Source organism: Micromonospora sp. WMMB482 (genome assembly GCF_019038635.1).
Taxonomy (GTDB): Bacteria; Actinomycetota; Actinomycetes; order Mycobacteriales; family Micromonosporaceae; genus Micromonospora; species Micromonospora marina.
In genome coordinates, this window is sequence record NZ_JAHOPD010000020.1 from 3,654,855 (window position 1) to 3,681,485 (window position 26,631).

The 26,631-nt window shown below is 71.5% G+C and carries 24 protein-coding genes, 3 tRNA genes and 1 pseudogene; 11 read left to right on the top strand and 17 right to left on the bottom strand.

Translation table 11 applies throughout. The features are described 5' to 3' along the window. Positions 1–172: 172 nt before the first annotated feature. The 4 genes from KSK32_RS18415 to KSK32_RS18430 are packed head-to-tail and all read right to left on the bottom strand — an operon-like array spanning position 173 to position 3,097. Complete coding sequence (locus KSK32_RS18415) at positions 173–1,261, bottom strand: hypothetical protein (protein ID WP_216932326.1); 1,089 nt, start codon at positions 1,259–1,261, stop codon at positions 173–175. Beyond that, positions 1,258–1,974: a thioredoxin domain-containing protein gene (locus KSK32_RS18420; RefSeq protein WP_216932327.1), complete on the bottom strand. Its 717-nt coding sequence runs from the start codon at positions 1,972–1,974 to the stop codon at positions 1,258–1,260. The genes KSK32_RS18415 and KSK32_RS18420 overlap by 4 nt, the downstream gene beginning before the upstream one ends. After that, positions 1,967–2,491: a MauE/DoxX family redox-associated membrane protein gene (locus tag KSK32_RS18425; protein ID WP_216932328.1), complete on the bottom strand. Its 525-nt coding sequence runs from the start codon at positions 2,489–2,491 to the stop codon at positions 1,967–1,969. The genes KSK32_RS18420 and KSK32_RS18425 overlap by 8 nt, the downstream gene beginning before the upstream one ends. A gap of 30 nt (positions 2,492–2,521) precedes the next feature. After that, a complete protein-coding gene (locus KSK32_RS18430) occupies positions 2,522–3,097 on the bottom strand; it encodes a sigma-70 family RNA polymerase sigma factor (protein WP_216932329.1) in 576 nt (191 codons plus the stop codon). A 221-nt stretch (positions 3,098–3,318) separates the two neighbouring features. Here KSK32_RS18430 and KSK32_RS18435 point away from each other — a divergent pair, with 221 nt between their 5' ends. The 3 genes from KSK32_RS18435 (at position 3,319) to KSK32_RS18445 (ending at position 6,721) form a co-directional block, all read left to right on the top strand. Further along, positions 3,319–4,986: a copper resistance CopC/CopD family protein gene (locus KSK32_RS18435; protein ID WP_374226717.1), complete on the top strand. Its 1,668-nt coding sequence runs from the start codon at positions 3,319–3,321 to the stop codon at positions 4,984–4,986. A 16-nt stretch (positions 4,987–5,002) separates the two neighbouring features. Then, positions 5,003–5,731: a YcnI family protein gene (locus tag KSK32_RS18440; RefSeq protein ID WP_216932331.1), complete on the top strand. Its 729-nt coding sequence runs from the start codon at positions 5,003–5,005 to the stop codon at positions 5,729–5,731. Positions 5,732–5,872: 141 nt separating this feature from the next. After that, positions 5,873–6,721 (top strand): hypothetical protein, encoded by an 849-nt coding sequence (locus tag KSK32_RS18445; RefSeq protein WP_216932332.1) that lies wholly within the window; start codon positions 5,873–5,875, stop codon positions 6,719–6,721. A gap of 102 nt (positions 6,722–6,823) precedes the next feature. Here the strand turns inward: KSK32_RS18445 and KSK32_RS18450 are convergent, their stop codons facing one another. Further along, positions 6,824–8,119, bottom strand: a complete 1,296-nt coding sequence (locus KSK32_RS18450) for a glycosyltransferase 87 family protein (RefSeq protein ID WP_216932333.1) — start codon at positions 8,117–8,119, stop codon at positions 6,824–6,826. A gap of 74 nt (positions 8,120–8,193) precedes the next feature. Here KSK32_RS18450 and orn point away from each other — a divergent pair, with 74 nt between their 5' ends. Both orn and KSK32_RS18460 read left to right on the top strand, forming a co-directional pair. Then, a complete protein-coding gene (orn, locus tag KSK32_RS18455; protein WP_216932334.1) occupies positions 8,194–8,784 on the top strand; it encodes an oligoribonuclease in 591 nt (196 codons plus the stop codon). A gap of 90 nt (positions 8,785–8,874) precedes the next feature. Then, positions 8,875–8,950: transfer RNA gene (locus KSK32_RS18460), tRNA-His, on the top strand. A gap of 47 nt (positions 8,951–8,997) precedes the next feature. On the opposite strand, the gene KSK32_RS18465 is transcribed toward KSK32_RS18460, so the two are convergent. Together KSK32_RS18465 and KSK32_RS18470 are read right to left on the bottom strand one after the other, a co-directional pair. Continuing rightward, entirely contained in the window at positions 8,998–10,293 is a 1,296-nt protein-coding gene (locus KSK32_RS18465; protein ID WP_216932335.1) for an Ig-like domain-containing protein, read from the bottom strand. A 162-nt stretch (positions 10,294–10,455) separates the two neighbouring features. Beyond that, a complete protein-coding gene (locus KSK32_RS18470; RefSeq protein WP_216932336.1) occupies positions 10,456–11,727 on the bottom strand; it encodes an Ig-like domain-containing protein in 1,272 nt (423 codons plus the stop codon). Positions 11,728–11,914: 187 nt separating this feature from the next. On the opposite strand from KSK32_RS18470, the gene KSK32_RS18475 reads away from it, so the two are divergent. Beyond that, positions 11,915–11,990: transfer RNA gene (locus tag KSK32_RS18475), tRNA-Lys, on the top strand. A 426-nt stretch (positions 11,991–12,416) separates the two neighbouring features. Here the strand turns inward: KSK32_RS18475 and KSK32_RS18480 are convergent. From KSK32_RS18480 to KSK32_RS18500, 5 genes are all read right to left on the bottom strand, one after another. Then, positions 12,417–13,145, bottom strand: coding sequence for a hypothetical protein (locus KSK32_RS18480; protein ID WP_216930836.1), 729 nt, complete (start codon positions 13,143–13,145; stop codon positions 12,417–12,419). After that, on the bottom strand, positions 13,142–13,696 hold the full coding sequence (locus tag KSK32_RS18485) for an RNA polymerase sigma factor (RefSeq protein ID WP_216930838.1): 555 nt from the start codon (positions 13,694–13,696) through the stop codon (positions 13,142–13,144). Before KSK32_RS18485 ends, KSK32_RS18480 begins: the two co-directional genes overlap by 4 nt. A 232-nt stretch (positions 13,697–13,928) precedes the next feature. After that, complete coding sequence (locus tag KSK32_RS18490) at positions 13,929–16,376, bottom strand: hypothetical protein (RefSeq protein WP_216930840.1); 2,448 nt, start codon at positions 16,374–16,376, stop codon at positions 13,929–13,931. A gap of 101 nt (positions 16,377–16,477) precedes the next feature. Next, the gene (locus KSK32_RS18495) at positions 16,478–16,837 is read right to left on the bottom strand and encodes a helix-turn-helix transcriptional regulator (RefSeq protein WP_289256319.1); all 360 of its coding nucleotides are present in this window, start codon (positions 16,835–16,837) and stop codon (positions 16,478–16,480) included. Further along, entirely contained in the window at positions 16,834–17,940 is a 1,107-nt protein-coding gene (locus KSK32_RS18500) for a tyrosine-type recombinase/integrase (RefSeq protein WP_216930842.1), read from the bottom strand. The genes KSK32_RS18495 and KSK32_RS18500 overlap by 4 nt, the downstream gene beginning before the upstream one ends. 117 nt (positions 17,941–18,057) lie before the next feature. Between KSK32_RS18500 and KSK32_RS18505 the strand changes: the two are divergent. After that, positions 18,058–18,635, top strand: a pseudogene (locus tag KSK32_RS18505) (kinase). A gap of 47 nt (positions 18,636–18,682) precedes the next feature. Next, positions 18,683–19,516: a MerR family transcriptional regulator gene (locus tag KSK32_RS18510; protein ID WP_216932337.1), complete on the top strand. Its 834-nt coding sequence runs from the start codon at positions 18,683–18,685 to the stop codon at positions 19,514–19,516. A gap of 21 nt (positions 19,517–19,537) precedes the next feature. Here KSK32_RS18510 and KSK32_RS18515 read toward each other — a convergent pair whose 3' ends face one another. The 4 genes from KSK32_RS18515 to KSK32_RS18530 form a co-directional block, all read right to left on the bottom strand. Continuing rightward, positions 19,538–20,479: a GlxA family transcriptional regulator gene (locus KSK32_RS18515; RefSeq protein WP_216932338.1), complete on the bottom strand. Its 942-nt coding sequence runs from the start codon at positions 20,477–20,479 to the stop codon at positions 19,538–19,540. 8 nt (positions 20,480–20,487) lie between these two features. Next, positions 20,488–20,919 (bottom strand): DUF6010 family protein, encoded by a 432-nt coding sequence (locus tag KSK32_RS18520; RefSeq protein WP_308163686.1) that lies wholly within the window; start codon positions 20,917–20,919, stop codon positions 20,488–20,490. Positions 20,920–21,043: 124 nt separating this feature from the next. Continuing rightward, entirely contained in the window at positions 21,044–21,532 is a 489-nt protein-coding gene (locus KSK32_RS18525; RefSeq protein ID WP_308163687.1) for an SRPBCC family protein, read from the bottom strand. A gap of 3 nt (positions 21,533–21,535) precedes the next feature. Continuing rightward, entirely contained in the window at positions 21,536–22,270 is a 735-nt protein-coding gene (locus tag KSK32_RS18530; protein WP_216932339.1) for a trans-aconitate 2-methyltransferase, read from the bottom strand. Between the two features lie 179 nt (positions 22,271–22,449). Here KSK32_RS18530 and KSK32_RS18535 point away from each other — a divergent pair. Continuing rightward, positions 22,450–22,525, top strand: a tRNA-Lys gene (locus KSK32_RS18535). Between the two features lie 200 nt (positions 22,526–22,725). Here the strand turns inward: KSK32_RS18535 and KSK32_RS18540 are convergent. Then, positions 22,726–23,610: a hypothetical protein gene (locus KSK32_RS18540; RefSeq protein WP_216932340.1), complete on the bottom strand. Its 885-nt coding sequence runs from the start codon at positions 23,608–23,610 to the stop codon at positions 22,726–22,728. Positions 23,611–24,047: 437 nt separating this feature from the next. On the opposite strand from KSK32_RS18540, the gene KSK32_RS18545 reads away from it, so the two are divergent. Next, a complete protein-coding gene (locus KSK32_RS18545) occupies positions 24,048–25,406 on the top strand; it encodes a hypothetical protein (protein WP_308163799.1) in 1,359 nt (452 codons plus the stop codon). A 7-nt stretch (positions 25,407–25,413) separates the two neighbouring features. Next, on the top strand, positions 25,414–26,298 hold the full coding sequence (locus KSK32_RS18550) for a phosphotransferase (protein ID WP_216932342.1): 885 nt from the start codon (positions 25,414–25,416) through the stop codon (positions 26,296–26,298). The last annotated feature ends 333 nt before the right edge of the window (positions 26,299–26,631 follow it).

Genomic DNA, 26,631 nt, shown 5'->3' on the forward strand with positions numbered 1-26,631 from the left:
CCGGCAGCACATACCACCCGACCCAAGATCCCTACCACCTGACACATGTATCGGGACTTCAACACTGACAGATGTCATGGGACTGAACAGCCCCTATGGGGGCCGTTTGGTACCAAGATCGCCACGGGGGCCGGGGGGACGCTCCATTCATCGATCGCCGGGGCGGGGCGGGTCAGGGCGTGGGGGTTGGGTGGGGGGTGGGCCGGGCCGCTCTTGCGGCGGTGCGCAGGCGCAGCAGGCCCGCAGCCACCGCACCGGCGCCTGTCGCCAGGCCGACCACCACGAGCACCCGGACCAGCACGGCCGGGCCGGCGGCCGGGGGGATCGAGCGGGACAGCGCGGCGAGGTTCGTCACTCCGGCGAACAGCGTGAGGCAGGCACCGGCCAGCGCGAGCGCGAAGTCGGCGGCCGGGCGGCGGGCCAGCGCGTACCCACCGGCGGCGAGCGCGCCGAGCCCGGTGAGCAGCGTCCAGACCTGACCGGTGACCAGCTCGGCGAGCGTTCCGCCGACGCCGGGGGCGCCGGTGTCCAGCGCGCGGGCGACCGTCAGCGCCACCGTGGCGGCGCCGCCCAGGGCGAGCAGCGCGCCGGCCGCACGCAGCGCCCGCACCCCGGCGGCGGTGCCGCCCGGCGCCAGCCCGGCCGCGCCGATCAGCAGGAAGCCCAGCGTGGCGGCCACCCACCAGGGGTACGGGTCGGGCGGCGGCACCCAGTCGAGCGTGCCGCGTACGGCTCCGGTGGTGTCGCCTGCGCGCAGCGGGACGGTCCAGTCGCGTACCCGGTGTTCCCGGTCCGGGGCGGCGGCGACGGCGACCGGCGGGGCGTCCTCCCGCCACAGCGTGCGCTGGTCGTGCCAGCGGGCGGTGGGTCCGTCGTCGATCCGCCGCCAGTCGGGCGCGGCGGCCGGGTTCGCCTCGGCGGGCAGCCGGGTCTCCCCGGCCAGCGTCCGGTTCAGGTACGTGGCGGGGGAGTGGAGGTTCTCGTACACGCCGCCCGGCCCGACGCGCAGGTACGGCTCGCCGGAGTAGCCGAGCACCGTCACCTCCGCGCCGGTGGCGTTCGTCAGCTCCAGCCGCGCGCCGGCCTCCACCATCCGGGCGGCGAGCCCGGGGCGGTCCGGGTCGACGCCGCTGATGGTGGCGCGGTAGTCGGTGCCGTCGGGCGCGTCGGCGCCGTGTGCGGCGGCCGGCGCGGCGAGCGTGAGCAACGCGGTGGCCGCGACGGCGAGCACCAGCGCGACCCGGCGCAGGGGCGCTGTCACTTGCCGGCCGCCTCCACCGCCGACCTGATCCCCTCGGGGCTGCGGTCCTGGAGCTCGCTGCCGTTGACCTTGATGGTCGGGGTGCCGGTCACGCCGGCCTTGCTCGCCTCGTCGGTGACGTGCTCGGTCCACGGCCGGTACGTGCCGTCGGAGACGCAGGAGGCGAACTCGTCCCGGTTCAGCCCGACGCCCGCGCCGATGTCGACGAGCTCGTCGTTGCTGAGCCCGGCGCCGCCCTCCGGCGGCTGCCTGTCGAAGAGCTGCTCGGTGAACTCGCGGAACTTGCCGCCCTCCGCCGCGCAGCCGGAGGCGGCCGACGACCGGGTCGAGTACTCGGTGGTGGAGAAGCGGTTCAGGAACGCCACCGGGTGGAACACCAGCTTCACCTTGCCCTCGTCGACGAGCTGGTTGAGCGTCTCGCCGTTGACCTGCTGGAACTGCTTGCAGGCGGGGCAGAGGTAGTCCTCGTACAGGTCGATGGTGACCGGGCCGGTGCCCAGCACGATGCCGGTGCCGGCGTCGTTGGCCCCGGGCGGTGCGGTGAACTCGTCGGACTTCTGGCTGGAGTACACGGCCCAGCCGATGCCACCGGCGATGACGAGCACCAGCACCGCGGCGATCGAGGTCCAGAGCGTGCGCTTGCGCCGCTTCTCCCGGGCGATCTGCTCGCGTACGACCCGGGCTGCGTCCTTGCGCCCCTTGCGACTACTCATCGTCGTCCTCCACGGTGTCGTCGCCCGCCAGCCACCCGTCCACGGAGAACGGGGTGCGGGGCCAGATCAGCAGGAACCCGGCGAGTACCAGGAACCCGAGGTCCCGGAGGATCTCCGGGAGATAGCTGGGCGTCTGGCCGGCGGCGAGCTGCCCGCCGCTGCCGAAGCACCCGCAGTCGATGGCCAGGCCACGGGCCCAGGCCGAGGCGATGCCGGCGATGAAGACCACGAGCAGCGCCGCCGACACACCGGCGCTGACCCGGGTGGCGAGCCCGACGAGCAGCAGGACGCCCAGGGCCAGCTCGACGAACGGCAGCGCCGCGCCGATCACCGTGGCCACGTCGTACGGCATCACCTGGTAGGCGTTCACGGCCCGGCCGGAGGCGGCCAGGTCGCCGATCTTGGTGCCGCCGGCGATCAGCCACACGGCTGCGAGTCCGAGGCGGGCCGCGACGCCGAGCCAGGGCCGCAGGGTCTGCCAGCGGCCGGCCCGGGAGGGGGAGGGGGTCACAGTCATTCGTCGTCCGAGCGCCACGAAAGGTTCCCGCTATCCGGCCAGCGTGTCGCCGACGGCGTCGACCAGTTCGTCGCGGGCGCGGGCCACCCGGGAGCGGATGGTGCCCACCGGCACCCCCTCCACGTCGGCGGCCTCGGCGTACGACAGGCCGAGCAGCTGGGTGAGCACGAACGCGGAGCGCCGTTCGGCCGGCAGCCGGCGGACCAGGTCGGTGGCGCCGAGCTGGCCGGCCGGGTCCGGGTACGGGCGGTCGGTGGCGGCCTGGGCGGCGAGCCGGGCGTCGAGCCGGCGGCGGCGCACCACCGTGCGCAGGTGGTCGGCGCAGGCCCGGCGGGCGATCCCGAGCAGCCAGGTACGCACGCTGGAACGCCCCTCGAAGCCGGGCAGCGCCCGGAACGCCCGCAGGTACGTCTCCTGGGTCAGGTCGTCAGCGGTGTCCGGGTCCACGAGCGCGGCGGCGAAGCGCCACACCTCGGCCTGGGTGGCCCGGACTAAGGCGGCCTGCGCGTCGCGGTCCCCGTCGCGGGCGGCCAGCGCCCAGCCGGTGGCAGCGTCGAGCGCCGACTCGGGGCGGTCGGCGGCGGTGTCGCGCGGGCCGGGGATCACGTCACCCGAGGTTACGCGGCGTACCTGAACGGGACAGGGCCCTTCGACCCATTCCGTGGTCCCGCACACTCCGGGAACTTTTCCCGCCCGCCCTCCGACTACCCTCCTATGACCTCCGAGCAGGCCCGGCGTGGTGCGCGCCGCGGTGCGGGTGGGCGCTCGGTCACGCCCGCCGGGCACCGGCTCGCCGGACCCGCCCCGGTTCGGGAACCATGGCGGTCATGACTGCTGCCGTACGCCGCCCGTCCCGGGTCGTCGCCGCCCGCTCCGGGGCCGTCGCCGGGCTGCTGCTCCTGCTGGTCGCCCTGCTGCTCGTCCCGGCCACCCCGGCCGCCGCCCACGCGGTGCTGGTGAGCAGCAGCCCGGCCGCCTCCGCCGTGGTGCCCGAGGCGCCCGCGCAGGTGGTGATCACGTTCAGTGAGAGCGTCCGGAAGGTGCCCGGAAAGGTTCGGGTCATCGCCCCCGACGGCTCGCGCGCCGACCGGGGCGAGCCGACGTTCCAGGGCGCCGAGGTCACCATCCCGGTGGATCCCGCCGGGGCGCGCGGCACCTACCTGGTGAGCTACCGGGTGATCTCGGCCGACAGCCACCCGGTCTCCGGTGCCTTCACCTACTCGGTCGGCGCGCCGTCCGAGCCGCCGACCGACAGCGGCTCGGACAACCGGGCGAACCCGATCACCGAGAACGCGGTGAAGGTGGCGAAGTTCGCCGGATACACCGGTCTGCTGCTGCTCGTCGGCCCGGCGCTGGTGCTGGCCGCGCTCTGGCCGCGCCGGCTGTCCCGCCGGGGACCGGCGCGGCTGGCCTGGACCGGGCTCGGCGTGCTGGCGGCGGCGACGCTCGCCGAGGTGTGGCTCCAGGTGCCGTACGTCAACGGGGGCGGCCTGTTCGACGTGACCGGTTCCGGCCTGAGTGACGTGCTGGGCAGCGCCTACGGCACCACCCACCTGGTCCGGCTGGGCCTGCTCGCCGCGGCGGCGTTTCTGCTCCGGCCGCTGTTCGCCGGTCCGATCGGCCGTACCGACGGGATCATCCTGGCGGCCCTCGGCGGCGCGGCGCTGTTCACCTGGCCGCTGGCCGGGCACGCGGCGGCCTCGCCCGCGCCCGCGGTGTCGGTGGTGGTGGACGCGGTGCACCTGGGCGGCATGGCGGTCTGGCTGGGTGGCCTGGTCATGCTCGCGGTGTTCCTGCTGCGCCGGGCCGACGAGCGTGAGCTGGACGCGATCCTGCCGATCTGGTCCCGCTGGGCCGCGCTCGCGGTGGCCGCGCTGCTGCTGGCCGGCACCGTGCAGGGCCTGATCGAGGTGGCCGGCGTGCAGGCGCTGTTCGAGACCACGTACGGCCGCCTCCTGCTCGCCAAGATCGTGCTGTTCGCGCTGGTGATCGGCGTGGCGGCGTACTCCCGGGCGCTGGTGCGGCGGCGGGTCGCCGCCGGGCGGCCGGGCTCGATGCGGCGGGCCGTGGTGGCCGAGCTGGTGATCACGGCGGTGGTGCTGGGCGTGTCGGCGACGCTCGTGCAGACCACTCCGGCGCGGACCGCCGCCGCGGACGTCGCCGGAACCGAACAGGGCTACTTCTCCGCCACGCTGAGCAGCCCGATCTACTCGCTGGAGGTCCAGCTGGACCCGGCCGAGACCGGCAACAACTCGATCCACCTGTACGCCTACACCAAGGACAGCCGCCCCCAGCCGGTGCAGGAGTGGAAGGTCACCGCCGCGCTGCCGTCGGCCGGGATCGAGCCGATCACCGTCCCGCTGCTGCCGCTGAGCGACAACCACGCCACCGGTGAGGTCAACCTGCCGGCCCGGGGTGACTGGCAGGTGCGCATCACCGTCCGCACGTCCGACATCGACCAGGCCACGGTGACCGCCACCGTGCCGATCAAGTAACGGAAGGTTCCATCTGATGATCCGTCTCCGGCGCCCCGCGACAGTCGCCGCGCTGACCCTCACCGCCGTCGCCGCGGCCGTTCTCGGCCTGGCCGGTCCGGCTTCGGCGCACGTCACGATCAACCCGGCCGAGGGTACGCAGGGCGGCTACGGCCGGTTCGCGTTCCGGGTGCCGAACGAGAGCGACACGGCGTCCACCGTCAAGGTCGAGGTGAACCTGCCGGAGAACGCCCCGGTCGGCTCGGTCTCCACCATGCCGGTGGCGGGCTGGACGGTCGCCGTGGAGAAGCGCAAGGTCGACCCGCCGATCGAGGTGCACGGCAGCCAGATCACCGAGGCGGTCTCCAAGCTGACCTTCACCGCCGCGCCGAACGGCGGTGTGAAGCCGGGCGAGTTCCAGGAGTTCCCGGTGTCGATGGGCCCGCTGCCGCAGGCCGACACGATGGTGTTCAAGGTGCTCCAGACGTACTCCGACGGCAACGTCTCCCGGTGGATCGAGGAGCCGACGCCGGGCGCGGAGGAGCCGGAGAACCCGGCGCCGGTGCTCGAGCTGGCCGCGGCGGCGCCCGCCTCGCCGGGCGCGAGCGCGCCGGCCGCCGCGGCCGACGACGACGATGACGACGACGCCGGGTCCGGCGCGGCCACCGCCCTCGGCGTGGCCGGCCTGGTCGCCGGACTGGGCGGCCTGGCCCTCGGTGGCCTGGCGTTCGCGCGTACCCGGCGGGAGCCCGCCGCGAAGTCCTGAACGTGAGCGACGCACCGGCCCGGCGGGACGATCCGCCGGGCCGGTCGCCGTCGGTGGACGGGTGCCGCCGATATCCGGCGATCGGCCGACGCGCGTCGGTAAGGTCGGCCGGGTAATCGGCTACCGAGAGGGACGACGCGAATGCGTTTCGTACGCACGATCGCCGGTATGGTGCTGCTGGCGTTGGGGATTCCGGCGCTGCTGGCGGGCGGAGGTCTGTGGCTCGCGGCCCGGCAGGCCGGCCCGGACGGCGGCTTCGACGCCCGGTTCGAGCCGGTCCGCACGCCCGCCTCCGTGGTGCTGGTGACCGACGTGGACGCGTTGCTGCGCGCCGACCTGCCGCTGGCGCGTACCGGTCAGGCCCGGCTGCGCCTGACCGCCCGGGACGACGACGGCCCGGTCTTCCTCGGCCTCGCCCCGGCCGACCAGGTGCGAGGGTGGCTGGCCGACGTTCCGCACAGCACCGTGCGCCGCGTGGCGGTCACCCGGGGCCCGCTGCCGGTCGACCTCGACCCGGCCACCGCCGGCGCCGGCGCCGCCGCGCCGCTGGCTCAGCCCTTCTGGGTACGCGAGGGCGTCGGCTCCCTGGAGTGGAGCCCGGCGGAGCTGTCCGGCCGGTCGCTGAGCCTGGTCGTCATGCGCGTGGACGGCGCGGAGGGGCTCGACCTGCGGATGCGCGCCGAGTTGCGGGCCGGGTGGTTCCCCGGGCTGGCGTGGGCGCTGCTGGCCGGCGGGACGCTGCTGGTGGTCCTCGCCGTGGTGGTGCTGCTTCGCCCGCTGCGGCCCCGTGAGGTGGTCTTCGTGGTCGAGCCGGACCAGGTGCCGGTGCTGGCCGGGCGTCTCGGCGTCACCTCGCTGAGCGGGCTGGGCCGCCAGCCGGGCCCGGCGTCGCGACCCGAGCGGCACCTGGTGGCAGTGGGTTCCGGAGCCGGGCGGACCCGCGCGGCGATCGCTGCGCCGCCCAGCCGGTGCCCCGACGACCAGGACTGACGACGAGAACCCGAACGGCCCTCCGCGCTGCCGACGCGGAGGGCCGTTCTTCACCGGGGGATCGGTGCTACCTGGGAGAAAACTGAGGTAGTTGCGACCAGATTAGCGCTGATCGCCGTTTCTTGCGAGGTGTGTCCGTTCAGTCCGGTTAATCGGTTCCTCGTCCGCGTGCCGACGGATCGGCAGTACGGCCAGCAGGAGCAGGCTGAGCAGCACGTACACGTTCCGGACCACGAAGTCGACCGGGTCGTCCGTGTGCACGACGGCGGTACCCCAGTCCTGGAACGTCACCAACCCGTACACGATCGGCAGACCCACGACGGCGGCCAGCGCGAAAAGGCCGCCGCGACGGCGGGCCCCGGCGGGCGTCACCGGATCGGCGTCCAGCGCGGCATCGACGAGCACCACCAGCGCGGGGATGAACCAGTACAGGTGGTGGATCCACGTGATCGGGCTGACCAGGCCGCCCACCAGGCCGGTCAGGGTGAGACCCACGAGCGCGTCCCCCGCCCGCGCCGCCCGCGCGGCCCGCCACAGGCCGAACGCGGCCACCGCCACCGCGAGCAGCAGCCACAACAGTCGGTCCGGCTCGGCCGACGCGGCGAGGCGGCTGAGCAGCCCGAACAGTGACTGGTTCCCGGTGTAGTCGGTACGGCCCACCCGGTCGGTGGCCCACAGCTCGTGGGTCCAGAACCGCCACGAGTCGCCGGGCGCGACCGCCGCCGCCAGCAACGTGGCCGCCGCCGCGGTCGCCGCCGCCACCGCCGCCGCCCGCCACTTCCGGGCGACCAGCAGGTAGAGGACGAAGATGCCGGGGAAGAGCTTGAGCGCCGCGGCCAGTCCGACGCCGACGCCGGCCCAGCGCCGCCCCTGCGGTACGGCGAACAGCAGGTCGGCCAGGATCAGCACCACCAGCAGCATGTTGATCTGCCCGAGCGTGAGCGTCTCCCGGGTGCTCTCCACCGCCAGCACCAGCAGCACGGCGACGGTCAGTCCGAACCCGCGCGGCAGGTCGTGCCGCCGCAGCACCGGCAGCACCAGCCAGCGGGTGGTCAGCACCACGGCGGCGAGGGTCAGCACCGCGAAGACGACGATGGCCACCCCGAGCCGCAGGTGCCCGAACGGCGCCAGGAGCAGCGCCGTGAACGGGGGATAGGTGAAGTAGAGCGCGCCCTGCACCCGGTCCGGCTGGACGTAGTCGTAGAGCGGGTGCCCGGCCGCCCACCAGTCCATCGCCGACATGTAGATCTTCTGGTCGTAGTAGTCGTGCCGCAGGTTGCGCAGGTAGGGCGCCGGCAGGATCGCGATCAGCGCCAGCACCGCGACCACCCGCCGGACCGTACGCGCGCCCGCGTCGTCACGGGCGACGGCGGGTGGGTCGACGGGTTCAGCTGGCACGCAGGAAACCCTAGCGGTCCACCTCGGCCACCGTGCCGAGGCGCGGGCGGGTCATCGGCGCGTAGTCTGTTCCGGTGGCTGATCTTCTCGTCTGGATCGACTGTGAGATGACCGGGCTGGACCTGCGGCGGGACGCGCTGATCGAGGTCGCGGCGCTGGTCACCGATCCCGATCTCAACGTGCTCGGTGACGGTGTCGACGTGGTGATCCACGCTGACGACGAGGCGCTCGACGCCATGCCGGAGATCGTGCGCAGCATGCACGCCAAGTCCGGGCTCACCGATGAGGTACGGCGCTCCACGGTGACGCTGGCCGAGGCCGAGGACATGGTGCTCGACTACGTGACCAGCTACGTGAAGGATCCGCGCACGGCCCCGCTGTGCGGCAACTCGATCGCCACCGACCGGGGCTTCCTGGCCCGCGACATGACCCGGCTCGACGCGCACCTGCACTACCGGATGATCGACGTCTCGTCGATCAAGGAACTGTGCCGGCGCTGGTACCCGCGGGTGTACTTCGGGCAGCCGCAGAAGGGCCTGGCCCACCGGGCCCTCGCCGACATCCGGGAGAGCATCCGCGAGCTGGAGTACTACCGGCGGACCGTGTTCGTGCCGCTGCCGGGGCCGGACGTCGAGGCCGCCAAGGCGATCGCCGCCCAGCTCTGACGCCCGCGCCGAACCCGGTGGACGGGGCAGGCCGGAGTGTGGCTATGATTAGTCCGCGCACCGCCCCGGGTGACCGGAGCGGCGAGCATGGTGGCTGTAGCTCAGTTGGCAGAGCACCGGGTTGTGGTCCCGGTTGTCGTGGGTTCAATTCCCATCAGTCACCCCAACGACGAAGCCCCCTCCTCCGGGAGGGGGCTTCGTCGTGTCCGGGGGTCAGGGGGTCGGCTCGACGCTGGGCGTACCGGCGTCCGGGGTGGTGTCGGCGGCCGGCGCCTCGTAGGGCAGGGCACTGCCCTTGACGTATTCGTCCCAGCTCATGTTCCAGTCGGTCCAGCCGTTGCCGTTCTGGAGCTTGCGCTCGGTGCCCTTGACGGTGATCGGGTCACCGATGCGGGTGTTGGCGAACAGCCAGTTGCCTTCCTTCATCGAGACGTTGACGCAGCCGTGCGACACGTTGGTGCGGCCCTGCACGCCCTCGGACCAGGGCGCGGCATGGATGAACTCGCCGCCCCAGGTGAGCCGCTGGGCGTAGTCGATCTCGGTGCGGTAGCCCTCCTCCGGGCCCAGCTCCTCCATGGTGTCGAAGACCGTGTGCCGGAGCTTCTCGATCACCACCATGGTGCCGCTGGAGGAGGGGGTGCTCTTCTTGCCCAGGCTCACCGGGATGGTCTTGACCACCTTGCCGTCGCGGGTGACTGTCATCCGCTTGGTGCGGTTGTCGACAGTCATCACGAGCGCCGGGCCGATCTTGATGTCGACGCTGAGGTCGGCGCGGCCGTACCAGCCGCCGCCCAGCGGTAGCCCGCCCGCCTGCACCTTGTAGCTGACGGTGCTGTTGGCCTTCCAGAACGTCTTGGGCCGGTAGCGCACCTCGGTCGGGCTCACCCAGTGCCAGATGCCCTCCTGGGCCGGCTTCGACGTGACCGTCATCCGGCGCTGGATGTCGTCGCGGTAGTCCTCCGGGATGGCCCGGCCGAACTTCACGATCAGCGGCATGCCCACGCCCACGACCTGGTCGTCGCCGAGGAAGCTGGTGATCCGGATCTGCTTGGCCGGCTTCGCCATCGTGGTGAACGTGCTGGTGGCGGTGGCGGCCTTGCCGTCGTCGCCGGTCGCGGTGACGGTCGCCGTGTACGTCTGCCCGTACTCCAGGGCCGAGGACGGCAGCCAGCTTCCGCCGTCCGCCGCGAGCGTGCCGTCGACGACCTTGCCGGCGGCGTCCTTCAGCTCGACCGTGGTGTCCTGCGCCTCCTTCGTGGTGAAGGTGATGGCGGTGGACGCGGGCACGTCCTTGGCGTCGGCGGCGGGCTCGCTGATGGTGGCCGCCGCCTTCGGGGCCTGCTCGCCCCCGTCGCCGCCGCCCTGCCAGCTCGACGGCTTGTCGCCGCCGCCGCTGGTGCAGGCGGTCAGGGCCATCGCGGCGGCGAGCAGCCCGGCCGCCAGCGCACGGCGGCGGCCGACGCGGCGGGCGCTCGCGCCCCGGATCGGTTCGTCCTGGCCAGCTCGCATGACTCCCTCACAAGGTGATGCCGTTCCCCGTCGTCTCAGGTCAGACGCGCCGGAGCGGGTACGCGTTGCCGGACGTGAAACGGAACACCCCCACGGGATGTAACGATTCCGCTGTCGTCCGGCGCTTCGTCGGAGGTGGCGTGTCCGACCACGTTACGCCCGTCAGAACGGCGACGGCTGCCCGCCCTGCGGAACCGGCAGCGCGCTGCCGGCGACGAACTGCGACCAGCTCAGGCTCCACGCCGTCCAGCCGTTGCCCGGAGCCAGGCGGCGTTCGGTGCCCTTCACCGTGATCGGGTCGCCCACCAGCGTCTTGCCGAACAGCCACCGGCCGTTGGCCATCGACACGTTGACGCAGCCGTGCGAGACGTTGCGGCGCCCCTGCACACCCTCGGACCAGGGCGCGGCGTGGATGTACTCGCCGCCCCAGGTGATCCGCTGGGCGAAGTCGATCTCGGTGACGTAGCGGTTGGCCGGGTCCGGCTCGCTGCGGGTGTCGAAGACGGTGGCCTCCTTCTTCTCCATCACCACCATCGTGCCGCTGGAGGAGGGGGTGCTCTTCTTGCCCAGGCTCACCGGCAGCGTACGGATCACCCTGCCGTTCTCGGACACCGTCATCTGCTTGGTCGCGTTGTCCACTGTCATCTCGAACGCGCGCCCGATCTTGGCGGTGGCGCTGCGGTCGATGTTGCCGTACCGGCCGTTGCTCAGCGGGATCCCGGCCAGCGCCAGCCGGACCGTGATCGTGGTCCCGGTCTTCCAGTACTCCGGGGCGCGGTAGTACGCCTGGGTGCCGTTGCCGACCCAGTGCCAGGCGCCGGGCTGCGGCGGGTCGGTCTGCACGAACATCCGCTTCTGCACCGCGGCCCGGTCCTTCTTCGGGATGCCCGGCGAGAACTCGGCGACCACGGGCATGGCCACCCCGTACGTCTTGCCGCTGAACATGTAGAGGCCGGAGCCGATCATCGACTTGGGCTTGGCCATCGTGGTGAACGTGCTGGTGCCCTGGTAGGTCTTGCCGTCCTTGCCGGCGCCGGTGACGGTGGCGGTGTACCTGGTGCCGTACTTCAGTGCCGCCGACGGCACCCAGCTGGAGCCGTCGCGCCGCATCCGCCCGGCGACGTCGGCCCCGTCGGCGGTGGCGAGCGCCACCTTCGACACGGTGCCGCCGCCGGGGATGCGGGCGCTGATCTCGGTGCTGACCGGCCGGGCGCTCGCGCCGTCGGCCGGGCTCACCGTCAGCGGCGGCGCGGCGGCGCTGTCGCTGGGTGCGACGCTCGGGTCGGGCGCGGCGGACGAGACGCCGCCGACCTGCTGCTGGCCGGGCACGAACTCCGGCTTCTTCCCCTCGTCGCCGCCGCATCCGGTCAGTGCCAGCGACGCCGTCAGGACCAGGGCGCCCACCGTCGCCCCGGCCCGCGCGAACCTGCCCATGCCCACCCCTGTCCTCGCGTGCCTGGCGGACATCGTGCCGTATCGACGCTCGCGCCCCCGTCCCCGCGCCGGATCAGATGGTCGTTTTGTCATCTTTCGCCGGTTAAGCTCGTCCGAAGGGTGGACCCCGGTATCGGATTGGAACCCGCCTCGGCGGGCGTGCTAATCTTCTTCCCGTTGTCAGCGAGCGCCGCTAGCTCAACTGGCAGAGCAGCGGACTCTTAATCCGCGGGTTCGGGGTTCGAGTCCCTGGCGGCGCACCAACGATCAAGGCCCTGACCTGGTGGTTCACACCGGGTTGGGGTCTTTTCGCGTACGGTGCCCGGTGTACGCCGGAGTGGCCGCCCGGGAGGGGACCGTGAGCGCTGCACCCGCCGGCAGCCCGGATATTGGGAGAGTCGGATATCAGAAGGTGCGCAATGCCGCAGCTGTCGGCGTACGGGCCGATGTGCACTGGTAGGTACAGACAAACCTGCACAGCGTCGTGCAGACGGACGACGGGACGACCGGGTGTAGATCCGACCCGTCAACCTCCGCGAGCCGACCAGTGGACTCAGCGAGACTCACAGGAACGGGTCGGCCGTCGTAACGATCCATCACCACCGACTCGGCATTGACCACGTGGCGCGTCCGAGTTGAGGGCCGCTCGTCAGCGCCTGCATGGGGGCCGCGCGGGACATGCTGCTGGACTACGGCAGGTACTTGAGCTGCAGCCTAGCGACGACATTGCCGGCGATGTCGTAGGCCGTGAGGACGGGTGCCGTCTGGCCGTGGGCGGTCGGGTACCAGCCGAGGTAGTTGCCTTCGACGCGGATGGCCGGCAGCACGGTGCCGTCGTGCAGGCGGAGTTCAGCGCGCGCGGTGTCGCCCGCGGAGACGTTGTACGTGTGGTTCTTGTCGTCGGCGTTGATCCCGCTGCTGGCGCCGAAGGACTCGTGCCGTTCGGGCGGCTGGCAGGTGCTGCCGTTTTCGTGGAACGCCGACGGCTGCGGGGACTTCGCGCTGTTTGCTGTCTCGAACAACGGAGCGATGCAAACTGTTCCGTTGGGGCCCTTCGCGGTCCAAATGGTGAAGATGGTCCCGTCGGGGCCTGGTGCGGCGGCGACGCGGGTCGCCGTGGCCGGGTCGACGCCGGTGTCCTGCCTCCAGCTGGCGTAGTTGCGGATGAAGGCGTCGGGCAGCAGTCCGGTGGCACCGGCGGCTCCCATCCCGGCCGCGACCCCCAGACCCGCGAGAAGCGCTATTGCGACCACACGTGGCGCCCGACGCCGCCTTGACGTCGCCTCGGTCGCCGAGCGCGTCGTGGCGGTGACTGCTCCGTAGGTGGCAGTACGGCTGACCGCAAGCATGGCTTGGTCGACGGCGGCATGCGGACGAAGCGCGGTGAGGGTTACGAGCGGATCGCGGGACGTGGTCATGCCGATTCCCTTGCGGGTTGGGTGGATGGGGTGGTGTGTCCGACGGGCTGGTCATCGGGGGCGGTTGCGGCACGCAGCCGCCGGCGCGCTCGGAAAAGCCGCAGGTGGAACGCTGCGGTCGTGCAGCCGGCGACGCGTGCGGCCTGAGTCGGCGTGAGCCCGTCCCAAGCGATGAGCAGCAGCGCCTCGCGCTCGGCGGGGCTCAAGGTCGCAAGTACGGCCAGGACCTCGGCGCGTTGCACAGCGGTTACTTCAGCTGCGGAGGCCGGCTCGGCGATGCGTTCGAGTCGCTCTAGTTCCTTCTGCAATGCAGCTCGGCGGTAGCCGGAGCGGCGGTGGTTGGCGATGGTGTTCCGGGCGACGACAAGCAGCCAGGGCAACGGCTGGCCGGGCACGTCAGCTAGACGCCGCCAGGCGACCAGGAAGGTCTCCGACAGCACCTCCTGAGCAATGTCGGGGTCGACATGGCGAAGAGCGTAGGCCATGATTCTCGGCGCGTACTGCTCCCACATCGCGGTGAACGCGCGTCCCTCATGATCCGGCGTTCCCATGGATGGTTCTCGTCTCACACTTAGAACTGTCCAGCAGCCTTCGCAGCCTTACGTCATGCTGCGGAAATTTTTGCTGTTCTGCCCTGATGTGCGCGACGGCTCGGGGGCTGCGATCGGTCCGGTCAGGTAGCGCGTGCTGCGGCGGGGCCGGGGCCACCGCGCAGGTGCGTGCCGGCGGCTGCGGTGGCCGACTGCTGCTGACTCATGGCTCCGGCCGGGACTTCACTCGGGTTCACCGCGGGTCTGGTCGGGACGAGTGTCGCTCTGGTGCGGTGCGGGTCGTGACGGCTGCGGCATAGCGCGGTCGGGTGTTGCCGGCGTCCTGGGTCCAGTTCGTCGCGGTCTGGAGGTGCAGGCCGAGGAGTTGGCTGAGCACTGCGGCGGGTAGCTGCCCGGCGAGGTCCATGAGGGTGGTGTTGCGGCTCACGCGGGCGGGGACGCCGAGGCGTCGTAGCCGCGCGCCGAGTTGTTGCGCGCTGAGCGGCTGGCCTGGTGCGGCGCCGGGGAACAGCCAGCGGTTCGCTGCAGTGCGGCCCACGGCAGTGTGCCCGGCACGGCGATCGAGGAGCTCGGCCACCAGGTGGTCCAGGGGCGGCGGGAGCCGGATGGGTGTGCTGCCCAGGCGCAGGTGAGTGCCGTCGGCGGTGGCCTCGACGTGCTCTACGGTGAGGCCGGCGATGCGGCTGACGGGTTGGGCGTGCAGGAGCACGAGGAGCCCGGCGACCCGATCGACCGCGTGGAGGTCGTTGTCGTGGAGCAGCCGCCGCGCGAGTTGCCAGCGTTGATCGCGTTGCGGCAGGACTCGCCGGTGCGTGGTGCTCGATCGTGCGGGCAGGTTGATGTCGTGCGCGTGGCGGCGGCGCACAACCCAGCTGACGAACGCGCTGGCGTTGTGGCGGCTGCTGGGGCCGCTGGCGAGCCAGTCGTCGACGTCGGCCTGCTGGGCGGTAGCGATGCTCGTGCCCTGTGTGCGCAGCCAGGCCAGGAACGCGATGGCGGCGGCCAGATCGCCGCGTGCCGCGCTGATCTGGCCGTAGCCGGTTGGCCGGCCGGATGCGGAGAGCTGGCGTAGCCGGCGCAGGTGGTGCCAGGTGGCGAAGCGGCGTGCGAGCCGACGGTCGTTGACGTCGGTGATGGCGGCGGTCGCGGTGTCGATCCAGCGCTCGAGCAGGACGAGGTGCTCGTCTCGGGCCGGAAGGGCGCCGCGGGCCACCAACAGCGCGCGGAGCCGGTCAGCGGCCTTCGTCGGGCGCAGCCGGTCCAGGGTCGTGTGCTGCAGCGGCCCGGCCTGTTCGGCGAGGGCGCCCAGCAGAGCTCGGGGTGTGGGGGCCTGCAGCCATTTGAGCACGGCCGCCGGGTCGTCGTCGCCAGCCAGCACGTCGAGCACCGCTGCAGCGGCCGGTCGCAGGGTGCCGTCGGCGGCGGTGAGCAACTCGCGCAGCACTCCGGGGCAGGCGCATGCCGCGCACAGTCCGAAGTGGTGCAGCCAGGTGACGGTGCCACAACGTTGGCACGGGTGCGTGGCGGCGGGGTCGCGGCGCCAGCAGGTCCCGCAGACCGGGCCGTCCGGTGGGCGGCCCACCACCGGCCGGACCCGGTGACAGCGGACGCACCGCTCGCGGGGTCCGGCGCAGCGTTGGCACAGCGGCTGACCCTGTGCCGTGCGGGCGAAGACGACTCGGGTGATGCCGCAGCGCTGGCAGGCAGCGGTGTTCAACCGCTTGACGCAGGTCTCGCAGCGCGGGCTCGGCCCGCTGGCGCCGTGGCAAGGCCGCCGGCGTCCGCAGATCGAGCAGGTCGCTATCGGTGCCCGCCAGCAGGCCCGGCAGCAGCGTTCACCGCTGTCGGTCGGGACCAGCCGGGCGTGCTGCCCGCACCGGGCGCAGACGTCGAAGTTCACCGGGTCGCGCTGGCCGCAGGCCTTGCACAACGCGGCACCGTCCGCCGTGCGCTCAGCCACAGGTTTGACCTGCCCGCACCGCGTGCACGGCCGCGACCTGCTCGCCTCGTAACAGCGCTTGCAGCAGCGCAGCCCGTCGCGACGGAGCCGGATCTTCGCCCGCTGCCGGCAGAACGGGCAGGCCGGTGGGGCGACGCCGGTAGCGCCGGCTGCGATCAACGCCTCGGCCAGCAGAACCAGGTGATGCGAGCCGTGCGCGGCGTTGTCGGCCAGCGCGGTCGGACGGGCGGCAAGGTCCGCGGCGACCGTGCGCTGCTGGTGCGGCCGCGGCAACGCTGCGAGGATCAGCTCACGCAACGCGGAGGGCGGCAGGCCCGTGCCGAGCCGGTCGAGGCCATCGACAAGCTCACCGAGGGGATCCGCGCCGCGCTGCTGCCGGGTGCACGCCGCACACAACGGCGCCCCGGCCCCGTCCCGGCCGTCCACCCGCAGCTCTCGCTGACAGCGAGAGCACGCCTCCCGGCGCACGGCTGCCGCATTCGCGCACGGCGCGCAGACCAACCGGTCCTCGATGCGACGCCGCAGCGGCCGCATCCGACGGCAGCGGGCGCAACACGCCGATCGAACGTGACGCGCGCCAGCGGTGAGCAGCGCGCCGATCAGATCCTGCAACAGCCGGGGCCCGTCCGGCTCACCCGAGGTCAACAACCCCGGATCCGCGTGCAGCGCCCGGGCCAGGCGCCGCAGTTCGGCCCGCGTCGGCGCCACCTGATCGATCACCGAGCCGATCCCGGCCGGATCCAGCAGCGGTTCCGCATCCGCGACGACCTCGACGATGAGGGCACGGGGTTCGGTCAGAAACCGTGGTGGTGCCCCGGCTGTCACGGCTGGGTGGGCGTGATCCGAGCCCGCCGGGGCCGCAGCTCACCCACGCCCGCCTCAGCGCCGCGGCCACCGGCCGGCGCCCCGTCGCCCGCAGTTGCCTTGCGGGCCCGGCCGGATCCCGCAGCGGCGAACGGAACAATCAGATCGGTCATCTGGCAGCCGAGGATGTCCAGCAACGCCATCAACGTGCGAAGGCTCAACCGTTCCGGCTTCTCCACCACCAGTCGGTAGACCTGGCTCGCCGACAGGTCGATCCCCCGCTCGGTCAGCGGCCCGCGAAGGTCCGTGGTGGAGAACATGCCCCGCTCGGCCATCACCTCCCGCAGCCGCCACCGGTAGTCCAGCTTCGCCGTCACCGCGCCGCCCCTTCCACCGTCAACACCAAGTGCAACGCCCGGTCCATCATCGTGTTCATCGCCGCCGCGCTGATCTGCGTGTAGAGGCCGGTGGTCGAAGCGAACACGTGCCCGACCTGCTCCTGCACGAACTTCGGGTCCACCCCGTCCTCGATCAGATGCGTCACGTACGAGTGCCGCAGGCAGTGCGGCGACAGGTTCCCGTCCAAGCCGAGGGCGTCACGGTAGGCGGCGAACCGCTCCTCGATCTCCCGCGGCCGCAACCGCCCGCCCCGCTCCGTCACCCACACCGCCGGATGCTCGCCCAACCCGAACCGGGGCCGGATATTGACCACGTAGTCCTCCAGCGCCTCCACCGCCCAGGGCATCAAACTGGCCACCATCCGCCGCCTCGGCCCAGACCCGCGCGTGCCCTTGCCGTAACGCACGTGCACCATCCCGAACCGGCCTAACGCCGGCGCCTGCGGATTGCGGTAGAAGTCGACCAGATCCAGCCGGGACACCTCCGTGCAGCGCAACCCCCATCCGTAGATCGTCTTCAACACCGTCGCGTCCCGGTACGCAGCCAGCGCCCCCTTGCGGCCCAGCCGCACCGCCCGCTCCACCCGATCATCGGCATAGTCGAACAGCCGCTGTACCTCTTCCCGCGTCAACGGGCGCCGGCCCGGACGGCCCTCGTACTCCACCAGATGCGCCGCGGTGTTCCACTCATGGCACACCTGCGTCGGATGCGTACCGAACCGCTGCAGGCACTCCTGCGCCCACCCGTAGTACGGCGACACCAAGTAGTCGCAGAACAGCCGCAACGCCCCCTGATACCCGCGGATCGTCGAGCGAGCCAGACGCCGCTCCGCCATCAGATGCGTCGTCCACTCATCCACCAGCGCCGCCGTCCACCGCCACGGGTACTCATTCGTAAACGCCACGAACCCGTCGATGACCCGCTCGCGCGCCGCGATCGTCCGCCGATCCAGCCGCCGACCACCCAGCTGCTGCTTCGCCCACCCCGACAACATCGCCCGCAACACCGCGTCCTCCGGATGCAACAACCGCACCCCAGCAGCCAACTCCAGCTGCGCCGCACCATCCGGATGATCATCCATCCCTAGCCACGCACCCCTCCGCTCGATGCGTGAATCCTGCATCACATGCAATCTTTGCGGCAAACATGCAGCTCGGAGCGTCGCCGGGAAGGGTGGGTGTGACTGCTAAAGTTCCCCATGCCAGAGGGCCAGCACGCCGACACTTCTTGCATCGGACGCAATTCCCCGGGCTCCACGATCCTCGTCTGCATCCGCGGCAACTCCGGCTCGGGAAAGAGCAGCGTCGCCCGCGAGCTGCGACGTCGGCACGGCCGGGGCTGCGCCTTCGTCGAACAGGACTACCTGCGCCGCGTCGTCCTGCTCGAACGGGACAAGCCCGGCGGCGTGGCACCCGCCCTGATCGAGCAGACGACCCGGTTCGCCCTCGACCACGGCTACCACATGGTCCTCGAAGGCATCCTCTACACCGGCCGCTACCGCGACATGCTGACCTCGCTGCGGGACGGCCACCGGGGGCGGTCGTTGTTCTGCTACCTCGACGTGTCGCTGGCCGAGACGCTGCGCCGGCATCTGACCCGCCCGCAGGCAGGTGACTCACCGCCGAGCAGATGAGCGGCTGGTACGCCGCACACGACGCCCTGGGCTGGCCCGGCGAACTCGTCCTCCCGGAGACCACCGGACTCGACGAGGCGGTCGAGACGATCGCGGCCGCAGCCGGGCTGCCCCAGACCGGGCGCGACGACGACAGGCGCTAGCGGGCGTCACTTGCCCTTGCGGTTACTGCAGGGGGCAGGCTGGGGTCATGTTGTCGATCAGCGAGTTCAGCCAGATGTGCCACCTGTCTCCGCAGGCGCTGCGCTTCTACCACGCCGAGGGGCTGCTCGTGCCCGCCGAGGTCGACGACCGGACCGGCCATCGCTCATACGCCTTCGACCAGGTGGAGCGCGCCATGCTGATCACCCTGCTGCGGGACACCGGGATGAGCGTCAAGCTCGTCCGGCGTGCCCTCGACGAACCGGACCAGGCGGTCGCCCTGCTCGATCGGCACAGCGACGAGGTCGACCGGCAACGGCGGGCCCAGGCGGACGCGATCGCGGCTGCCCGCGCCGTCTTCGAGGCGCAGCCCGAACCGCGGTTACAGCACGTGCCGGCCACGACGGTGGTGGCGCGGCCCGTACCCGGCACACCGCTGGGCCGTGACGCGCACGAGTGGGACCGTGCCGAGGAGATCATCATGGCGGCGGCGGCCGAACTGGTCACCACGTTGCGGCACGCAGGCGTCACCTGCCTGGGTGAGCCGTGGCGGACGCTGGCGCTGGAGACGCCGGAACAGGACCGGCGCGTACTCGACGGCACCGGGCCGTTCTGGACGGTCAAGGTCGCGGTGGCGGGCACCCCGGAAAGGCTGCCGTCCCTGCCTGCCGACCTGAACGTGCAGACACACGAGGCCCACGACGAGTTGTCGATCTTCATGCCGGGCCGCAACACGATGGCCAAGTACTGCACGGTGGTCCTGCGCCTGCTCGACGCCGCCCCCGTCGACGGCGACCGGTTCGTCAACCTGGCGCGCCTGCGTCAGGAGGTCAGGCCCGACGGCGTGCTGAGCAGCGCGCCCGTCGAACGTCGATCGGCGTGACCGACCGGGCCGGTCCCTCCGTCAGCCGCCCCGGAAACTGCGGCGGTACGCCTGCGGACTGGTGCCCGTGATCCGCTTGAAGCGATCGCGAAAGGCGGTGGTGGAGCCGAAGCCGACCTGGCTCGCCACGCGGTCGACGGAATGGGTCGTGGTCTCCAGCAGGTGCTGGGCCTGGTGCACGCGTACCCGATGCAGCCACCGCAACGGGGTGGTGCCGGTCTGATCCCGGAACCGGCGGTTCAGCGTGCGGGTGCTCAGCCCGGCGTGCCGGGCGATCTCGGCGAGGGTCAGCGCGCGGTGCGCGTTGTCGCGCATCCAGGCCATCAGCGGCTCCAGCGTCGCCCCCTCGGGGGCCGGCGGCTCGTGCGTGATGAACTGCGCCTGTCCGCCCGCGCGTTCCAGCGGCATGACGGACAGACGCGCCGCGTCGGCGGCAACGGCGGCGCCGTGGTCGCGCCGCACCAGGTGCAGGCACAGGTCGAGCCCGGCGGCGGCGCCTGCGGAGGTCAGAAACTGGCCGTTGTCCACGTACAGGACATTGGGGTCGACTCGGATCCGCGGATGCCTGGCGGCGAGCCGGTCGGTGGCGACCCAGTGCGTCGTGGCGCGGTGCCCGTCGAGCAGGCCGGTGGCCGCGAGGGTGAACGCGCCGCCGCAGATCGAGGCGATCCGCGCGCCGTTCGCCGCCGCGGCCCGCAGCGCGTCGAGGACCGCTGCGGGCGTCGCGGCGGCAGGGTCGGAGACACCGGGTACGACGACGGTGCCGGCTTCGGCGAGGACGTCCAGGCCGTTCGGCACCGCGATGCTGAACGCGCCCGTGGTGACAGTCGGGGTCGCGGCGCAGACGACCACGCGGTAGCCGGGACGGCCGTCGGGCAGGCGGGTACGGCTGAAGACCTCGATCGGGGTGGCCAGGTCGAACGGTACGACGCTGTCCAGGGCAAGCACGGCCATCGTGTGCATGGCGGGATTCAACCAGCCGGGACCGGCGTGCACGTGTCGGCCGCCGGCCGCCTGAGCCGGTGGTAGAGATCCTTGACCGACAGGCCACCGGCGAAGCACCAGAGCGCGATGACCGGATCGCAGAGGGCGCAGCCGAACGACGAGTCGTGCACTGACGGGATGATCGGGGTGCCCCGGCGGTGGTGCATCACGTCCCAGGCCGTGTGCAGCAGCCATCCCAGACCGATGCAGGTGTACGAGGTGAGCCCGGCGTAGCCGACCACGACGAGCAGGACGCAGAAGGCCAGTTCCCACAGTCCGAATCCGCCGCCGCTGATGTAGGCGGCACCGGCCCCGGTGACTACCAGCGCGTTCAGCCGTCGTCGGTGCGGCTCGGGTACGAGGGAGTTGAGCCCGACGTAGACCAACCCGATCACGACGGGCATGACATAGCGCAGCACGACCTCAGCCCTCGTTCCCGTTCGCGGAAAACGTGTAGGGAAAGGAGCTTAGGAAGGCAGGCGATCCGGGACGAGGGGCGAAAATGCCAGGGTCCGCCGGATTCTCGCCACGCCGCGTGCACGGTCAGCGGCCCGCGCCCTGCTCGGCGAGCCGCTTGAGGTTCAGCAACTGCCGGCGGGCCATCACCAGGTCACCGAGGCATCCACCGAGGGCGATCACCGGGTTCGTCCGCATCACGACCTTGAGCAGCAGGCGGGTGGTGTTCCCGCCGTCCGGCACCAGGACGTACGACAGGACCGCGCCCATGATCCGGCCGGTGAGGTGACGTCCCGGTTCGACCGCGAGGATCCGGCCCCGCCGCCGCCCGCCTGCGGTGGTGAACGCCTCGCCTGCCACCGGCTCGGGCAGGTCCACCAACCGCTGCGGTGAGCGCCGGCCGAGGTTGTCGATCCAGTCGTACGAGTACGGCGCGAGCCGGATCTGGGCGACCCACCGCCACACGGTGGAAGGCGGCGCGTCAACGCTCACCCCGCGCCACGCCCGCAGCGTCGGCGCGGGCACGAAGTCGTCGCACGGATACCGGCGACGTGTCTCGGCGTCGGACACGCCCACCGGTCACCGAGCATCGGCCCGGCCCAGCACCAGCGTGGTCCGCAGGTCGAGCACGACGGTGCCGCCGAACTCGTCGACCAGCCGGTCGAGCGCGGCGATCCCGCGTCGCTGCTGCTCCGGCGTGCGGGACAGGTACGGCCCGAACGTGCGCATCAGCGCCAGGTACCGCTCCTTGTCCAGCGGCAGCTCCCGGCGGAACACCTCCCGGCGTACGTCGTCGAACTGCCCGCTGTCGGCGACGTCCCGGTGGAACCAGTCGACGGGCCGCTCCCGGGCGGTGGGGTCGACGGACCGCAGCGCGGCCCGGACGGCGGCCTGCTGGGCGGCGTCGGCGTAGTCGTACCGGTGCCCGAAGACGGTGAGCGTGCCGCCGGGCGCCAGGGCGCGCCGGGCCAGGGCGTTGCGGGTGGCCCCGTCCAGCCAGTGCCAGGCCATCGCGCAGCCGAGCACGTCCACTCCGCCGGCCGGAGGCGACCACCGCTCGAACGTGGTCACCTCGACACGGGCGTCCGGGAACCGCTCGGCCAGCCGGGCGGCCATCAGCGCGTCGGGCTCCACACAGGTCAGGGGCGCACCGAGGCGGGCCAGCACATCGGTGCCCTTCCCGGTGCCCGCGCCGACCTCGGCCACCGAACCCGGTGCGCCGCCGTGGTACGCGAGGACCGCCTCGGCGATCCCGGGCGGATATCCGGGCCGCGCGCGCTCGTACAGGTCGGCCACCGTGCCGAAGACATCCATCACCAGCAGGATACGGCGCCAGCCCGTCCCCGACAGACCGCGGAAACCGGCGTCCGCTTCTACGGCCCGCACCCGTCCGGGGCGGCGACCGGCAGGTCATGCCGGCGTTGCGGTGAGGCCGACCCTGCCTCTCCGGGGTGGTCCGCAGGCGTGCTAACGTCTCGTCCCGTTGTCAGCGAGCGCCGCTAGCTCAACTGGCAGAGCAGCGGACTCTTAATCCGCGGGTTCGGGGTTCGAGTCCCTGGCGGCGCACCAACGATCAAGGCTCTGACCTGGTGGTTCTCACTGGGTCGGGGCCTTTTTCGTTTCCGGCGGTGGTGGGTGGTCGCTCGGTGGGTGCTCGGGAGCCGTTGGACCGGGCCGGTGTTGCCCGGACTGAACGCGGGTCTCGTGTACGTCCGGCGCGCACCGCTGGTTCTTTCCGGGGTTGATGGGCCGGGCGTGTCCGGGGCGCGTCAGGCCAGAGCTTCCGGGGCGCGCCGCCGCCACCACGCGCTGAAGGGGGTGATCACGTGCGTCTTGATCTCGTCCGTGATGATCGCGTGCGCGTCGCCCATGAGCGGCCGGACGGCGTGCTTGTAGACCTCTGGGTGGTGTTCGACCGAGGGGCAGGTGAAGATGGCCAGCATCCTCAGGGCGCGCAGGGTGTCTGTTCCGAGGAGGGGAAAGTGAGCCTCCAGCAGCCTCGCCAGGGCTGACCACACCTTGTCCACGACAAGGCGGATGACGGCGTCGGTCACCAGCCGGGGCAGCCCCGAATCGAACCGCCGCGACAACGCGCCGGTGATGAACTGCTTGGCGGTATCCGTCAGCAGTTCGACGGTCTTGTTGATCTTCTCGATCAACTGGATCAGGGCCACCAGCAGGCTGCACCACGTGTGATCGGCCAGGCGCTTCTTGACCTCCCTGGCGTCAGCCTTGTTCCGGACGAGGCTGTCTATGCCGGCTGAGATCTCGGGCCACGTGTCCTCCATGACCTCTCGGGCGACGGTGTCCATCCGGCCAAGGTCTGATGACGTCGATGGTGGTTCACCATCGCGTGGTAGTCGGCCGTTGGTCATGGTTCGGTCGTCGGCGGCCCACAGGTAGTCGGCGATGTCCAGGCGTGCGAGGTCGAAGTAGACCTGGCGGTTGTGGGCGTTGAAACTCCGGCGTCCGGATCGTTGGTCCGCCTCTACCTTCTCCTTGAGTTCGCGCCGCCGGTCGTCGCGCTTCTCTGGCCGGTCGGCGGCCAGACTTGTCCATCCCTTCCAGCCGTGTTGTGAGCCCCCGCAGCCGGAGCATGTGCAGCCCGGCCTCTGGGCATTTGCGCAGTTGGCTCTGTGGGTGTTGGTCATCATCCGCAAGTCGCCGCCCGGTCGTTTGCGCTCAATGTGACTAGCCAGTGACTCTATGTCAGGCAACGATGGATGCCAATGGGCGTGTCTGGGTCGGGGCAGCTCGACTCTGGGCCTCCACCTACTGCGGGCGTTCTGCCTGGTGGGTGCCTATAGATCTGCTTCTTCCGCTGGGCTGCGACGGATTATTGATAGACGGCTCTTCCCTCATCTGCATTCACTCGCTTCCGTCCAGACCGGCGACCAAGGCTCGGCTGGACAGGTCATGGCGCTCCGGAGCCTGCGCTGATCCCAGGAGGGGACACGCTGAGGGCTCATCGTGGGTCTTCCGGATGCCACCCCGAGCGTCGACTCTGGACGGGCTGTCGACTCGACCGCCGTTGACTTGATGTGACGTCGCGGATGCGCTGTGCTGGCAGGTGGTCGTCATTCGATCGGAGGTGATCGTGGCCGCGCAGGTGGATCCCGAGTGGTGGAGTTCGGGGCTGTGGAACGGCCGACCGATCACTGAGTTCCTGCGACAACGCGACATCACTGTGGTCTTCCGCTTTCTTCACGCCCGGGGCGTGTCCTACGGCAGGATCGCGGCTCTCGTTGGCCTCTCGCCCCACCGCGCTACTGAGATCGCCAAGGGCGTCCGGCAGGTCACGGCGTACGAGGTGCTGGAACGGATCGCCGTGGGTCTTCACATTCCGCGTCCGGTCATGGGGCTCGGCCGCGACGAGGACAGCATTATGCCGCGTGACGTCAGCATCGAGGCCGTGGCCGGCGGAACGGATCGATCGCCTGCCCGAATGGGGAGCAGCGAGGTCGGAGGTCTGGTCAGACTCCGTCTGGGACTGGACGAGGCGCTGGCGGCGTCGAGTGTCGCCCCTCGACAGCTTGAGCTGGTCGAGCAGGCTGCTGGCGAGCACCTGCGGGTCTATCCCTCGGCTTCGCCGCAGATCATGCTGTCGCTGCTGGCCGCCGACTGCCGAGAGGTGCAGGTGCTGTCGCTTCGGCGCCAGCCGGCGGCGGTCCAGGCCCGGCTGTCCGGGGTGGCGGCGCTGCTCGCCACGATGTGCGCTGACGCGTTGATGAGGCTCGGCGACGTCGCCGAGGCTCGACGGTGGTACGGCACGGCGATCCACGCGGCGGACGACAGCGGGGAGGCTCGGTTAAGGGTGCTCGTGCGGGCCCAGGCGGCGATGCTGCCGTACTACTTCGGAGATCCCGCCCGGACCGTAGCTCTGGCTGATGCGGCTCTGGCGGTCACGTCGGTCGCGTCGTCGTCGGGTGCCCTGGCGGCGGCGGGCCGGGCGCGTGCCCTGGCCAGAATCGGTGCCACCGAGCAGGCGCGGTCGGCCGTCGATCAGGCACGCCGGCTGTTCGATCAGGCTGGCGACGAGGACACCGACGTGGCGTTCAGGTTTCCGGCGAAGCGGCTGCTGCTCTACCTCTCCGGCGCGTACACCTGGCTCGGTGACACGGTGGAGGCGTACCGGGTCCAGGACGAGGCGTTGCGGCTCTACGGCACGGCTCCAGCCGTACCGATCGACGTGGCGCTCATCGCCCTGGACCGGTCGATGTGCCTCGCGCGGGACCGGCGGGCGACCGAGGCGGCGGCGACCGCGCGTGACGCCGTCGTGGCCCTGCCCGAGGCGCAGCGGACGGAGATCATTCTGACCCGCGCGACCGACGTGGCCACGGCGATCCCCGAAGAGAGCCAGCGGGGTGAGGTCGCCACCTTGACGGACTACGTACGGGCCTGCCGCGAGCGCGCCCGTAGGCTTGGGACCACAGCCGCACTCGGTCCCTAGGAGCCCCATGTTCGTCGAGGCGCGCACCCGCCCGGTGCTCGCCGAGGTATGTCGTCTCCTCGGCTACCCCGACTCGGACGCGGCTCTGCTGCGGCATCACACCAACGCCGTCTACGCCGTTGGGGACGTCGTCATCAAGATCGCCCCTGGTGACCAGGACCTGGACCGGGTGCGCGCGATGGTGGCCGTGGTCGACTGGCTGGTGGACCTAGATTTCCCCACGGTCGGCCTTCACCCGGGCCTGTCCCAGCCGTTGGAGGTGGGCGGACACGCCGTTACGGTCTGGCAGCGTCTGGACCCCGCACACGACCGTCCCATCACCGTTTCCGAACTCGGAAGCCTTCTCCGGGACCTACACGCCTTGCCGGCTCCGCCGGTGCGATTGCCGGTACTACGGCCGATCCACGGCATCGAGCGATCCGTGACCCGTTCGGAGATCCTGAACGGCAAGGAACAGGATCTGCTGATGAGCCGGCTCGAGACGCTGGCCGCTGGCTGGGAAGTGATGCGGTTTCCCTGCGGCACGAGCTTGATCCAGTCCGATCCGCAGATCCGCAACGCGCTCCGGCGCTTCGACGGTACGCCCGTACTGGCCGACTGGGACGGCGCCGCCATCGGGCCTCGAGAGTGGGACATCGCCACGGTCGCTGTCCACTGCCGCCGATTCGACCCGCCCGGCCCGGGAGCCTTCGCCGATTTCACCGCCGCCTACGGCTGGGATGTCACCTCTTGGTCCCAGTTCGAGAAGCTGTGCCAGCTACGCGAGCTGCAGATGATCGCTACCAACGCCCGAAAGTCCCGCCCCGGGACCGAGGCCGCCGACGAAGTGCATCGCCGGATTGCCGGCCTCGCTGACGACGGGGCGGACTTGCGCCGGTGGCGAATCCTCTGAACCGAGCCTTCTGAGGGGCGGGCGCCGCCCGTCACTAGGCGTCCGCCCAGTTCAGACACGGTGAGGTGCACCGTGGCCCACCACCGTGCGTCTATCTCCGCCCCGTCATTCCAGCGATCGTGAACGCCAGAACACGTCGGCGGGCCGGTCCAGGTTCACCTCGACTCCATGGCACGCCGACGGGCCAGCGGCACCCACACGCCAGGGAGATCCAGATGGACGTGCCATTGGGCGGCAGGTCGGAAGGCGACCCGACGCACCGGCAAGTGCTCACGCCCGGCACCCCGTCGGCCGCACGGGCGACTCCCCGCTCGCGTACCGCCATCAAGGCTG